The organism is Chengkuizengella marina, assembly GCF_009910845.1.
GTDB lineage: Bacteria > Bacillota > Bacilli > Paenibacillales > KCTC-33759 > Chengkuizengella > Chengkuizengella marina.
On sequence record NZ_SIJB01000024.1, the window covers coordinates 1 to 14539 of the forward strand.

At 33.5% G+C, this 14539-nt stretch carries 8 protein-coding genes; 7 read left to right on the forward strand and 1 reads right to left on the reverse strand.

Annotation, left to right across the window (positions count from 1 at the left end; all coding sequences use genetic code 11):
• Positions 1 to 175 precede the first annotated feature (175 nt).
• The 3 genes from ERL59_RS10405 to ERL59_RS10415 all read left to right on the forward strand — a co-directional run bounded on the left by ERL59_RS10405 (position 176) and on the right by ERL59_RS10415 (position 3223).
• Positions 176 to 1918 carry a carbon starvation CstA family protein gene (locus ERL59_RS10405; RefSeq protein ID WP_160646158.1) on the forward strand — a complete coding sequence of 581 codons (1743 nt, stop codon included), beginning with the start codon at positions 176 to 178 and terminating at the stop codon, positions 1916 to 1918.
• Positions 1919 to 1993: 75 nt separating this feature from the next.
• Positions 1994 to 2257: a cory-CC-star protein gene (locus ERL59_RS10410; RefSeq protein WP_201763531.1), complete on the forward strand. Its 264-nt coding sequence runs from the start codon at positions 1994 to 1996 to the stop codon at positions 2255 to 2257.
• Between the two features lie 33 nt (positions 2258 to 2290).
• Positions 2291 to 3223, forward strand: a complete 933-nt coding sequence (locus ERL59_RS10415) for an ArsA family ATPase (protein WP_160646159.1) — start codon at positions 2291 to 2293, stop codon at positions 3221 to 3223.
• 359 nt (positions 3224 to 3582) lie between these two features.
• On the opposite strand, the gene ERL59_RS10420 is transcribed toward ERL59_RS10415, so the two are convergent.
• Positions 3583 to 4548, reverse strand: a complete 966-nt coding sequence (locus ERL59_RS10420) for a Na/Pi cotransporter family protein (RefSeq protein ID WP_160646160.1) — start codon at positions 4546 to 4548, stop codon at positions 3583 to 3585.
• Between the two features lie 241 nt (positions 4549 to 4789).
• On the opposite strand from ERL59_RS10420, the gene addB reads away from it, so the two are divergent.
• The 4 genes from addB to glpK all read left to right on the forward strand — a co-directional run bounded on the left by addB (position 4790) and on the right by glpK (position 14474).
• Entirely contained in the window at positions 4790 to 8311 is a 3522-nt protein-coding gene (addB, locus tag ERL59_RS10425) for a helicase-exonuclease AddAB subunit AddB (protein ID WP_160646161.1), read from the forward strand.
• The gene (gene addA, locus ERL59_RS10430; protein ID WP_160646162.1) at positions 8308 to 12138 is read left to right on the forward strand and encodes a helicase-exonuclease AddAB subunit AddA; all 3831 of its coding nucleotides are present in this window, start codon (positions 8308 to 8310) and stop codon (positions 12136 to 12138) included. Before addB ends, addA begins: the two co-directional genes overlap by 4 nt.
• Before the next feature lie 81 nt (positions 12139 to 12219).
• Complete coding sequence (locus ERL59_RS20765; protein ID WP_201763532.1) at positions 12220 to 12792, forward strand: hypothetical protein; 573 nt, start codon at positions 12220 to 12222, stop codon at positions 12790 to 12792.
• A gap of 191 nt (positions 12793 to 12983) precedes the next feature.
• Positions 12984 to 14474, forward strand: coding sequence for a glycerol kinase GlpK (gene glpK, locus ERL59_RS10440; RefSeq protein WP_160646163.1), 1491 nt, complete (start codon positions 12984 to 12986; stop codon positions 14472 to 14474).
• Positions 14475 to 14539: the final 65 nt, after the last annotated feature.

A 14539-nucleotide genomic window follows, 5' to 3' on the forward strand; every position in this document is an offset into this window, starting at 1 on the left:
TACCGTAAGGGGAGCATATCACTCTATAACGAGGCGTTTTTTTATAGTTAATTCCTAGTACTTTCAATAAAACGCATACATTAATTTCGTTGACAATTCATATAAACCAAGCTACAGTAAATATTAGTAAATTCATAGTATTCAGACTTCATCATTCTATCTTGGGAGGATTATAATGAGTGGAATTTGGATCGCTGTTTTTGGAATATTGATGTTCACAGTTGGTTATCGTTACTATTCCAAATTTGTAGCAGAAAGGATTTATCGTTTAGACCCTAATTATGAAACACCAGCACATAAGTTTCAAGACGGAGTAGATTTTGTTCCAACGAATAAATTTGTACTGTGGGGACATCACTTTACTTCTGTAGCTGGAGCCGCACCGATCGTAGGCCCAGCAATTGCAGTGTACTGGGGTTGGTTGCCTGCTTTAATATGGGTAACGTTTGGTACGGTTTTTGCAGCTGGAGTTCATGATTTTGGTGCGTTAGTATTGTCTGTCCGTAATAAAGGGCAATCCGTCGGTACGATAGCTAGCAAATTAATAGGTAAACGTGCAAAAACATTATTTTTATTCATTATTTTAATTCTAGTACTAATGGTTAATGCGGTATTTGCATGGGTTATATCTAGATTATTCATTTCATATCCTGCCTCAGTACTCCCCGTATTTCTTGAAATTCCTCTAGCAATATGGATTGGCTATAAGGTTTATAAGAAAAAAGGCAGCATGTTATTACCTTCCATTATTGCTTTAGCGGTTATGTATATAACAGCTGTTATAGCAAGCAATGTTCCAGCTTTACAAATTGATCTTGTTCATTACTTTGGGGGAGAAGAAAGTCAGACTTTGTTTGGATTAAATGGATTGTCCATGGCATTTTTTGTTTGGATAATAATACTTATGGTTTATGCTTACATTTCATCTACTCTTCCTGTTTGGAAGTTATTACAACCACGTGATTACATAAATTCTCATCAGTTAATAGTTGGTTTAGCAATATTGTACTTAGGTTTGTTATTTTCAAATCCAACTGTGACAGCACCGATGACCAATGGTAAAGCTGAGGTTTCTTGGTTCCCTCTTTTATTTATTACCATTGCATGTGGAGCCATATCTGGTTTCCATGGTCTTGTTTCCTCAGGGACTTCTTCAAAACAACTCAACAAGGAAACAGATGCTCGTTTTGTTGGATATTTTGGGGCTGTAGGAGAAGGTACATTAGCTTTAATTGCAATCATTGCTGTAGTTACATTCTTTGCAACCCCTGGTGACTTTACAGCAACTTATAGCAGCTTTCAAAATGCAAGTGCAGGAGGACTAGGTGCATTTATAGGTGGTGCAGGTCAACTTGCTACAGGTTTATTGATTCCTGAAGGTATTGCATCAACAATTGTAGCTGTTATTGTTGTAAGTTTTGCAGCTACAACGCTAGATACTTCAGTACGTTTAATGCGTTATATTATTGCTGAATTAGGTAGTGAATATAAAGTATCTGCATTAACTAAAACGCATGTAGCAACATCTATTGCTGTTATATCAAGTGCAGCACTAGTTTTACTTCCAGAAGGACCTAAAGGTTTTGGTTCAGGTGGCTACTTATTATGGCCTCTTTTCGGTACATCAAATCAATTACTAGCAGGTATAACATTATTACTAATATCAATTTGGTTAAAGAACCAAAACAGAAATTATCTAGTCACGTTAGCACCGATGATATTTTTATTATTTATGACTTTGTGGGCCATGATTCAGCAAGTTGTGTTTGACTGGTCAGGCCTTGGAGAAACAGAAGGAAATATGTTGCTCTTTATTTTTGGTTCTCTCATATTAGGATTTACTCTATGGATATTACTAGAGGCTATTTCTGCTCTTTCAACAAAAAACAAATTTTCAGATATAGATTATAAAGCATAATGTAAACAAAAACAGGATCAGACTATTCAATAACTGGTCCTGTTTTTTTAAAATAAATAAAGAAGGGGAGTTGAAATGAAAATTAAAAATTCCTTAAAAAAGCTAATGCAAGGATATGATGAGATGTTAAGTATATCTCATCGTACTGAAATAGCACGTGAATTAAGAGATGAAGATGATTTATTTTTATTTTTATGTTTTTCGGAAATGTTTGGTATTCCGAACCCAGCATTTTATTATACATTAGAGTTATATCCTTATATGCTTGAAAAATTTCATAAATGGCACCTTAGAATGGGGATGGATAATTCACCTCTAGATGGAGTTAGATGCTGTTAATTTTAATTGTAAGCGAAAGGTAAGGTAAACTGAATGAATCCATTGTTAAACAAAAAGATAATATTTGTCGGAGGCAAAGGTGGGGTTGGAAAATCTACGAGTGCTTCTGCTATTGCAGTAGGACTTGCGAATGCTAGAAAAAGAACACTTTTAATCTCTACAGATCCAGCACATAATACAAGTGATATTTTCCAGGTTAATATAGACAGTACTCCTACCAAAATATTTGAGAATTTATGGGCAATAGAAATAAATGCTGAAAAAGAAACTAAAAAATATATTAAACAAGTAAAAAAGAATATTCAAGATGTTGTGAAAGTAACCATGCTTGAAGAAGTACATCGACAGATTGATACTGCTGAAAGTGCACCAGGAGCTGAGGAAGCGGCTTTGTTTGATCGGATGGTTTCTATTATTTTAGAAGAACAAAATCAATATGATGTTTTAATATTTGATACGGCTCCGACTGGACATACGATAAGACTGCTTTCTTTACCAGAATTGCTTGGAGTATGGATAAATGGAATGCTGGAAAAAAGAAAATCAACAACAGATCGATATTCCAAATTATTAAATGATGGGGAACCGGTAGAAGATCCTATATATGAAGTTTTATTGAAGAGGAAAAAGCGTTTTTCTCGTGTACGCGATATTCTATTGGATGAGACTAGAACAGGGTTAGCATTTGTATTAAATCCTGAACGGCTACCCATTATAGAAACTGAAAAAGCAATTCATTTATTAAAAAAGTATGGTTTAAAAGTTCAATCACTTATCGTTAATAAAATTTTACCAGAGGATGTAGATGGACAGTTTTTACAACAAAGAAAAAGAATGGAGAAAAAGTATTTAAAAGAGATAGAAACACGTTTTAGTACACAATCAAAAATTTATGTTCCCTTGTTTGCCAATGATATTTCTACCATTAATGATATTCAAAAGATTACTTCTTTTGTAGTGAGTTAGCTTGATAATACCTAAGTAAGGTTTTTATATGTTGGAAATATTTAGTTGTTTAATAAAAGATTGAATGGGGTTACTCTAAATTTAGAAGTACAAAGTGGTAATTATATTTATAAAGAAGCATTTAGAATACAACTAGAAGGTGACACACACAATATGTACAAAATTTTCTTTTATCTAGTTCTTTTATTGGCTTTACCTTTTGTATTTGCAGCAGGAATTTTTCCTATTATAATTAGTTTGTTTTTTATTTCATTAGCCATCTTGATAGTTAAAATTATTTTGAAAGAGAAATAATTAAAAAAAACATATTCTCATTATCTAGTATGAGCTTTTAATATTTGTTTTTCATACATATAAAACTAATTTTTCAGTCTCTTAATAAAAGACATATAACATAACGGTAGCGCAATGATAGAGCAGACTACGTTATAAATAGTTTGAGCATGGGCTATCTGTTCTGATGGATTCGAAGAGATAGAAGTTGAAATACTCGCAAGCAACGACAGTAATGGGTAGAATAAAATAGCTCCTCCTACATTTAAAATAACATGTGACCATGCAACGAATTGTCCTGATTTACTACCTCCAATACTTGCAATCATTGATGTGACACATGTTCCAATATTTGCTCCAACAATAATGGCAATACCTAATTCAAGTGAAAAAGTATCTAATGTAATTAAACCCATTGTTATAGCAACCATTGCTGAACTACTTTGAATGATTGCGGTTATACAAGTACCTGCAATGATCCCCCATAATAAACTTTGTTGAGATTGTTCCAGAAACCAAGTGAACATGCCTCTTGATTGTAAAGCAGGCACCATGACTTGCATAATTTCCACACCTAATAATACACATGAAAATCCGATGATTGCCAAAGATAAGTATCTTAACATCAACACGGTATTCATGAAAATCGTTTTTTCTTGTTGTTGTTCTTTGAAAAACCAGCTGATCATCCAAACGATAAAAGACACAATAAGCATTGGGAATGCAAGGTGGCTAATATTTAACCCTATTAATTCCGTTGTAATACATGTACCGATATTTGTACCTAATATAATTCCTAATGTTCTAGGAAAGGTCATGATTCTTGCATTCACCATTCCAATCGTAATGACAGTAATCGCACTGCTGCTTTGTAAAAAAGCAGTTAAAGCAGTCCCCGTTACCATCCCCCTCAGTGGTGTTCTAGTAAACCGCTCTAAAATACTTTTAAGATGAGAACCGGCCCAGTTATGCAAAGCTAACTCCATTATTTTCATCCCAAATAAAAATAAACATAATCCAGTAAATAAAGGAAGTAATATATCATTTATCATTCTATGAAAATCCTCTCCAAAAAGATATACTTATAAAAGAACTTCAGCACCAGTACATCGTGTTCGTGTACTGGTTACTTAAATAAGCACTTCCTGTGCTGAAAGCCTATTGGTGGGGTGTAATTATATATATGAAAATGAATAGACAAGCATGACATTAACAACAAAACAATGAGAAAATATTACTAAATCAAATACATAAGTTAAAAGATAGTATTTTATTGAACTAGGGGGGATTTGGTTGTCAGTTCAATTTGTAATAGGAAGAGCAGGGACTGGGAAAAGTCAGTTTTGTGTAGATGAAATTTGTGAAGAGTTAAGAGAAAATCCAATTGGTGATCCTATTATTATGTTAGTCCCTGAACAGGTGAGTTTCCAAATGGAGCATGCAATTGTCACCTCACCAGATTTAACTGGTATGATGCGTGCTCAGGTGTTGAGCTTTCGAAGACTAGCTTTTCAAATTATGCAGGAGACAGGAGGTACTACACTCTCTCCCATTGATGATACTGGAAAAAAACTACTTTTATATAAAATATTAAAAGAACAAAATAGCAAGTTGAAATGTTTTCATCAATGTGCTAGACAGATTGGTTTTTTAGATGAGATCAATGAATTATTTAATGAATTTAAAAGATATTGTTTAAAATCTCGTGATATAAAAAATTATTTACACAAATTCGATGATTTGTTCAGTGGTAAAGAACAAACTTTTGAAGATAAATTACATGATATTTATTTGTTATATGAGCAATATGAGAACATGTTTCAATCACAGTATATTGATGCAGAAGACTATCTTGATATATTGGCTAATCAAATTAAAGATTCACAATACATACAAAAAGCAGAAATATGGGTAGATGGATTTCATGGTTTCACGCCACTTGAATATAAAATTTTAGGACAGATTCTTCAAACTGCAAAAAAAGTAAAGATAACATTAACAATTGATAAAAAATATCATGCACTTGATGAAGCAAAGGAATTAGATTTATTTCATCCTACAGCTAAAACAATGATTCAACTTCAGAAAATGATTGAGGAATTAAAACTTCAACAAGAAGAAACAATCACTTTAAATCAGACAAAACGTTTTATTCATAATGCACCTGTTTATCATTTAGAACAGCATTTTGCAACGGGTCTAAAATGGACAGGTCAAAATGTTGATGGACATATAGAAATATATGCTGCAGTTCATCGTAGAGCAGAAGTTGAAGGAGTAGCTCGTCAAATGGTCCGATGGGTTCGAGAGCAAAATTATCGATGGAAAGATTTTGCAGTATTAATAAGAAATATGCAAGATTATCAAGATATCTTCTCAACTACTTTTTCAGATTATGATATCCCATTTTTTATTGATGAAAAACGTGAAGTAATGAATCATCCAATAGTTGAATTCATTCGATCAGCATTAGAAATTGTGAATTATTATTGGAGATATGAAGCCGTTTTTCGTTGCATAAAAACTGGATTTTTCCAACAGATACAATCTGATGATGAAGAATATCAATATATTACATTTGACGAATTAGAGAATTATGTTTTAGCCTTTGGAATCCAAGGTTCTAAATGGACAGATAACATGCCTTGGGAATATAAAATTAAATCATTAGAAGATGAAGAACAGTTTACAAATGAAAAAGAAGAATCACAGTTTTTTAAACGTTTGAATTTGACAAAAGACTTAGTAGCACAACCAATCCTCCAGTTTCAAAATCAAATGAGTAAGGCTGTAAAAGTAAGTGAAAAAGTTTCAGTACTATTTGAATTGTTGGAATCCATGCAGATTTATGAGAGATTGGAGCAATGGAGTTTAGAGAGTATGGAGCAAGGTCAGGCAGAACAATCCAAAGTTCATACGCAAATATGGGGAAGTGTAATGGATGTGTTTGATCAGCTAGTAGAAGTGATCGGTGAAGAAGAAATCACAAACGAGTTATTTGCAGAGTTAATCGATACTGGATTAGAAGGGATAAAGATGGGACTTGTTCCTCCCTCTTTAGATCAAGTATTAATAGGAAGCATGGAGCGCACACGATCAAGTGATATTAAATATTGTTTTTTAGTTGGGGTGAATGATGGAGTATTGCCTGCTACAATGAAGGGAGACGGAGTGCTAACTGAACATGAACGTGAATATTTACTTGAAACCGGTATTGAATTAGCCCCCAATAGTAAAAAGAAATTAATGGAAGAGCAATTTTTAATATATACAACTTTAACAACGAGTAATGATAAGTTATGGATTAGCTATCCTATGTCTGATGAAGAAGGGAACGCTCTTTTATGCTCTGAGGTTATATTTAAAATCAAAAAAATGTTTCCTCATCTTGAGACAAAGCTTCTTTCAGCTGATCCAACTGCTTTAACAAAGATGGATGAAATCATCCCATTTTTTGAGCATCCAGACCGTGTTTTATCCTATTTGATGATACAATTACAGCAATGGAAAAATGGAATTCCGTTATCAGATATATGGCTGCAAGTTTTCCATTGGTTTCATACAAATGAAAAATGGAAAGGTAAATTACAACGTTTAAGTTACGGTGTTTTTTTTACTAATGAAGAACATTCTTTACCTATGGATACAGGTTTAAAAATATACGGGGATAAATTACATACTAGCGTGTCTAGAATGGAGAAGTTTATTTCATGTCCATATGCCCACTTTGTTTCTTATGGACTACGATTAAAAGAAAGGAAAATCTATCGTCTAGAAGCACCGGATATTGGACAACTATTTCATGCTGCGTTAAAGATGATATCTGAACAATTACTAGAGAGTAAGATGAAGTGGTCTGATTTAACTAGAGAGGACTGTATTTTACGTGCAGAACAATCCGTTAAGCTATTATCTCCCAAGTTACAGAGTGAAATCTTATTTAGCTCCAAAAGGTACCTGTACATTACAAAAAAATTAACGAACATTATTAGCAGAGCAACTATAATACTAAGTGAACAAGCAAAAAGATCAGATTTTGAACCGATTGGTTTTGAAATAGATTTTGGGTTAAACGGTATATTGCCTCCATTAAAGCTAGATTTAGTTCAAGGATATCAAATGGAATTAAAAGGGAGAATTGACCGTGTCGATCGTGCCTTCAGTGATCAGGGGGTTTTACTAAGGGTAATTGATTACAAATCTAGCGAAAAAGCATTAAATTTATCAGAGGTCTTTTATGGTCTTTCCTTGCAAATGTTAACTTATTTAGATGTAATTATTACACATTCTGAAAAATGGATAGGAGAGCAAGCTAAACCAGCAGGAGTATTATATTTTCATATACAAAATCCAATATTGAGTCTATCTAACCAACTTTCACCAGAGCAAGCAGAAAAGCAGTTATTTAATCGATTTAAAATGAAGGGGCTTTTGCTTGCAGATGAAGATATGGTGAAAAAGATGGACCTACAATTACAAAGTGGTCACTCTAACATGATTCCCGTTGCCGTTAAGTCTAAAGGTGGTTTTTATAAAACCTCTTCCGTAGTAGAAGAAAACCAATGGGAGCAATTAAGAGGTTATACAAGACAAATGATGGTCAGTATCGGATCAGAGATTATGAATGGAAATGTTGAAATCAAACCGTATCGAATGGCTAAGAAAATTGCCTGTACTTATTGTGAGTATAAATCTATTTGTCAGTTTAATACCTTATATGAAAATAATGAATATCGTGAATTACAAATGAAATCCAATGAAGAGGTACTAACAACAATAGAACAGGAGATTGAGGAAAGAGGTGAATCGAAGTGATATCAGTACCTAAACCAAAAGGTAGCTATTGGACAGATGATCAATGGTCTGCTATTTCAACAAGAGGAGACAATGTCCTTATTTCAGCAGCAGCAGGTTCAGGAAAAACAGCTGTTCTTGTAGAGCGAATCATACGTTTGATTTCTTCAGAAGCGGACGGTATTGATGTTGATCATTTACTTGTAGCAACATTTACGAAAGCCGCTGCTTCAGAAATGAGACATAGAATTAGAGAAGCACTGGAGAAAGAATTATCTAAAAATCCACAGTCAGATCATTTGAAGAAGCAGCTAACGTTAATTCATAAAGCCAATATTACAACTTTGCATTCTTTTTGTTTGGAAGTGATACAGCAAAATTTCCACTCTATTCAAATGGATCCCAAATTTAGAATAGGTAACGATACAGAAACAGAATTAATTAGACAGGAAGTTTTAGAAGACTTATTTGAAAGATATTATGAGAACAGTCATCCAGATAGTGATTTTTGGAAGCTTGTAGAAGCTTATACTGGAGAAAGGAATGATGATTTACTATTTCATTTAGTACTTCGTTTATATGATTACTCGCGAAGCCATCCATGGCCAGATCAATGGTTGCAACAAATGGCTAATCAATTTCAAACGGTAGGCACAAATCTTGAAGATGACAATATTGAATTTAGTCAGTTATGGATGCAAAGTTTAATGCAAAGTGTACAAATTGAACTGAAAGGTATTTTAGGTTTGTTAAAAGAAGCGCTAAAGTTGGCAAAAGAACCGAATGGACCTTTAATTTATGTGGATATGATTTTGGAAGATATTGAATTCGTAGACCAACTATTTTTGGATGCTAAAGATAGAGATTGGAAGCAATTATATCTTTCCTTTCAAAATATTCAATTTCCAAATCTCAAATCAACTAGGAATCAAGAAATAGATTCACAATTACAAGATCAAGTAAAGGAACTAAGAAATGAAGCGAAGAAACTAATTGGCGATATACGTGAAGAATTGTTTCAAAGATCACTAGAAACTTTTTATGAAGAGTTGAAAGAAGTTGCTCCATTAATGAAAGCACTGGTAAAATTGATCCAAGATTTTTCTGAGCAATATCAACTTGCTAAAGTAGATAAGGGGTTAGTTGATTATAGTGATCTAGAACATTATTGTTTACAAATTTTATGTGATGGAGATTCTGAACTTTATCATTTGCAGCCTTCTCAAATTGCATTGAATTATCAAAGTTATTTTGAAGAGGTATTAATAGATGAATATCAAGATACAAATATGGTTCAAGAAGCCATTTTATCTTTAATTTCAAAAGATAAACCAGGTAATCGATTTATGGTAGGGGATGTAAAACAAAGTATTTATCGATTTCGTTTAGCAGAGCCAGGTTTGTTTTTAGATAAGTATAAAAGATATGAGAGTGTGAATAAGAAAAGCCAATATCAAGACGGGATAAAGATTGATCTTTCAAAAAACTTTAGAAGTCGTAAAGAGATCATTAATGGCGTTAATTATATTTTCCAACAATTGATGAATGAATCTGTTGGAGAGATGACATATGATGAGAAATCTGCATTAATTTATGGTGAAGGTTTCTCTGAAATGAACCAGCTAGGACATACTAATTCATCGATTCAAATTCAGATGATTGATAGGTCTTTAGACGATCAACAACAGGACAACGAAAATGATGCAAATTTAAAACCATCTATAGACTCACAAGATGTTGAGACGGCTCAATTAGAAGTATTTCACATTATAAATCAAATAAAAAAATTAGTAGGTGGTAACGGAGCACCTTTTTATGTAACAGATAAACATGGAGATGAACGTCCAGCAACATATAAGGATATTGTAATTTTACTTAGATCAACTCAACAATGGTCTCCAATTTTTACAGATGAACTTAAAAAAGCAGGTATTCCTTGTTATGCGGATTTGGATTCAGGTTATTTTGATGCCGGAGAAGTAGAAGTAATATTGTCTGTCTTAAAAGTGATAGATAATCCATATCAAGATATTCCGTTAGCGGCAGTTTTACGTTCTCCAATCGTTCAACTTTCTGCTGATGATATGGCATTAATCCGTCTTTCTGATCCGAATAACTCCTATTTTGAAGCATTGAAGGCTTTTATAAATCAAAAGGAAAATAACGAACATGATCTAAAGAATAAGCTGGATCAATTTATGATTCAACTAGAAAGTTGGCGAATAAAAGCTAGACAAGGCTCTGTTTCAGAATTAATTTGGCACATATATCGTGAGACTATATTTTTCGACATGGTAGGTGGGATGCCAGGAGGGGTACAAAAACAAGCAAATCTACGTTTGTTATATGACCGTGCTAAACAATATGAGAAAACTTCTTTTAGAGGTTTATTCCGCTTTTTAAGCTTCATTAATCAAATGCGCGATAGAGGAGGAGACTTAGGGACTGCAATAGCAGTAGGAGAACAAGAAAATGTGGTTCGTTTAATGTCCATACATAAGAGTAAAGGGTTGGAATTTCCGATAGTATTTGTTGCTGGAATAAATAAAATGTTTAACTTTCAAGATTTACACAATCCTTTTTTAATGCATAAACAGTTGGGTTTTGGTCCTAAATATGTGGATATTATGAATAGAATATCTTACCCTACCTTACCTAGTTTAGCTATCAAAAGAAGACTGCAATTAGAAATGTTAGCTGAAGAAATGCGTATACTTTATGTTGCTTTAACACGTGCAAAAGAAAAACTATTTTTAGTAGGTACTATTAAACATTTAAAGAAGAAGTTATTGAAATGGAGTCCAATTATTGGAAGTGCTTCTTCACAGCTTCCTGATTATGTATTAGTCAGTGCTCGAAGCTATTTTGATTGGTTAGGTCCTGCATTAATACGTCATGATCATATGAAACCAATGAGGGAATTATTAGATCACCATTTGACCCCTAGATTCAAAGAAAATAGCTACAATTCAAAATGGGTGTTTGAGACTATGTCTACTCGTAATTTAATAGAGGAACAAAAAGAAAAGGATTTAATGACTGTATCTAGTTTAAAGTCTCTAACTCAGTTGCAAAACTATGAATATAAAACTGATCCATTCATAGCTGATTTATTATTTCATAAATTTAATTGGAAAGATGATAACAAATTATCTCAAACTTTGTTATCTAAAACCTCAGTTTCAGAAATGAAAAGGTTGACTGATTTAAAAATAGAAATGATGACTAGAAATGATGAAGAGATCCTATCAGCATCATTGTTAAAATCAATTCCTCAAAAAAATAATTTAAAAAGAAGACCTCGATTTATGGAACAAAAACAAGTGAATGCTGCAGAGAGAGGAACAGTGTATCATTCCATCATGCAGCACATTCCATTACAAAAAGTGATTACTTTAGAGGTAATACAACGAACTCTTGATGACCTACTAATGAAAAATATGATTTCTGCAGAGCAAAGTAAACTGGTTGATATTTCTGTTATTTATACTTTTTTTCAAAGTGATTTAGGTAGAAGGTTGAATTTGTCCAAAACCTTTTACCGAGAAGTGCCCTTTAGTTATGGAATACCTGCCAAAGATGTATATGTCACTCATGACTCTGTATCTTCTAGTGAAATAGTATTGATACAAGGGATTATAGATTGTTTATTTTTAGAAAATGACCACTTTATTCTTATCGATTATAAAACAGATGCAGTTTATGGAAATAAGTTAAATGAAATAAAAGAAAGATATAACATGCAAATTGAAATGTATACAAAAGCCGTTGAACACATATGGAAAATTCCTGTTTCTGAACAATATTTATATCTTTTTGATGGTGCACATACGGTAAAAATAAACTAGGTAAACACCCATTTTTTTTAATATAGTAGCCTTTTGCCCACAGGTGAATATCATGGTTGGTGTAGGAGGTGTTTACGAAAAATGAATAATACTAATGCTGGGGTATCGCCAATATCAAATAATAATGTAGGTCCGATCTCAAATAATGTAGGTCCAATCTCAAATCCTGGAGTATCTCCCACGACAAACGAAAACATAGCCCCGATATCAAAAAAAGGAGTATATCCAATATCAAATGAAAACATAGCCCCAATGTCAAAAGCAGGTGTAGCACCAGCACATATGAATGGTATGAAAGACGTTTGTTATCAAAATATGCATCGATATGTTATGGTTGAAATGATGGATGGAACTACTCAAGACGGATTTGTAGAATGTGTTGATGAGGAAAATTTATATTTGGCATGTCCAAACTGTGAGAATGTAATGGCAGCTGAAGAGATGATGATGCCAAATAATATGCATCATCATCAGCCTTATCATCACTCTCACCATATGAGACAATTTGGTTATGGTGGATTTGGATTTCCAGGGTATGGATTCGGATTCCCAGGATATGGTTTTGGCTTTCCATACGGTAGAAGATTAGGTTTCTTTAGAAGAAGATTTCCTTTTGGCTATATAAGAAGGTTCGGCAGATTACCGTATTATTGATAAGTTTAATTTTGAGAGATAACGTAATTCATGAGGAAAATTTAATAGTTAATTACTTTTTTAGAGATTAGGTCAATTTGATTTAGTCTCTTATTTTTTTATTTACGAATGATTTGAAGCATTGTAAAGTAAAATGTATAAGTCCTTATTTTGTAATTTATAGGAATATTGTATTAGAAGGAGAGAGCTTAATGGAACAATTTATATTAGCTTTGGATCAAGGGACAACAAGTACGAGAGCGATTTTATTTAACCATAAAGGACAAGTAGTTCAAACTGAACAAAAGGAGTTCACACAACATTTTCCAAAACCAGGCTGGGTAGAACATGATGCAAATGAAATTTGGGAGTCCAGTTTAGAAGTCATGAAGAATGTTATGACCAAATCAGACATAAATTCCTCACAAATTGCTGGTATAGGAATTACAAATCAACGAGAGACTGTAGTCGTATGGGATAAGCAGACTGGAAAACCAATATATCATGCAATCGTGTGGCAATCACGTCAAACTGATGAAATATGTGAACAATTAAAATCAGAAGGTTATGAAGATTTATTCTCAGCTAAAACAGGTCTCGTCATTGATCCTTATTTTTCAGGTACAAAGGTAAAGTGGATCCTTGATCATGTAGAAGGGGCACGAAACAAAGCGAGTCAAGGTGATCTATTATGTGGAACGATAGATAGTTGGCTGATTTGGAAGTTGTCCGGAGGTAAAAAACATGTAACGGACTATTCTAATGCTTCACGAACTTTAATGTACAATATTTATGAATTGCAATGGGATGATGAGCTTGTAGATATATTAAATGTACCTAAATCTATGCTTCCTAGAGTTTGCCCTTCTTCCGAGATTTATACAACTACATCTAGTGAACTTTTAGATGGATATCCTATCCCAATTTGCGGTGTTGCAGGAGATCAACAAGCTGCTTTGTTTGGGCAGGCTTGTTATAAGCAAGGCATGGTGAAAAATACCTACGGCACGGGATGTTTTATGTTAATGAACACGGGTGAAAATGCTGTGAAATCAAGTCACGGTTTACTTACTACTATTGCCTGGGGAATAGATGGAAAAATTGAATATGCACTAGAAGGAAGTGTGTTTATAGCAGGTTCTGCTATCCAATGGTTACGTGATGGATTGAAGCTGATTAAACAAACATCTGATTGTGAAGATTACGCCAGAAAAGTTGAATCAACGGAAGGAGTATATGTCGTACCTGCTTTTGTTGGATTAGGTACTCCTTACTGGGATAGTGATGTTAGAGGAGCAATATTTGGACTTACAAGAGGGACTGACAAAACACATTTGATCCGTGCAACATTGGAGTCTCAAGCTTATCAAACAAAAGATGTTTTAATGGCTATGGAAGCGGATGCAGGTATACTTGTAAATACATTAAGAGTTGATGGTGGCGCTGTTCAGAATAACTTTTTAATGAATTTTCAAAGTGATATTTTAGATGTACCTGTTGAACGTCCAATCGTAAGTGAAACAACGGCATTAGGTGCGGCTTATTTAGCAGGTCTTGCAGTCAACTATTGGAAAGATCAAGATGAAATATCGCAAAATTGGTGTCTGGATCAAAGCTTTCATCCTTCTATGAATGAGAACATGAGAAATAAGCTCTATAGTGGTTGGAAAAAAGCTGTTCGAGCTGCAATGGCTTTTAAATAAGCTGAATGTTAATTTGAAATCATGAACACTGCCGATTCTGGATACGTTTTAATTTCCTGCTCCTA

Excerpts from the sequence above, each read along its gene's own strand:
- ERL59_RS10405 (WP_160646158.1), top strand. The coding sequence starts at position 176 with ATGAGTGGAATTTGGATCGCTGTTTTTGGAATATTGATGTTCACAGTT.
- ERL59_RS10420 (WP_160646160.1), bottom strand. The coding sequence starts at position 4,548 with ATGATAAATGATATATTACTTCCTTTATTTACTGGATTATGTTTATTT.
- ERL59_RS10410 (WP_201763531.1), top strand. The coding sequence starts at position 1,994 with ATGAAAATTAAAAATTCCTTAAAAAAGCTAATGCAAGGATATGATGAG.
- glpK (WP_160646163.1), top strand. The coding sequence starts at position 12,984 with ATGGAACAATTTATATTAGCTTTGGATCAAGGGACAACAAGTACGAGA.
- ERL59_RS20765 (WP_201763532.1), top strand. The coding sequence starts at position 12,220 with ATGAATAATACTAATGCTGGGGTATCGCCAATATCAAATAATAATGTA.
- ERL59_RS10415 (WP_160646159.1), top strand. The coding sequence starts at position 2,291 with ATGAATCCATTGTTAAACAAAAAGATAATATTTGTCGGAGGCAAAGGT.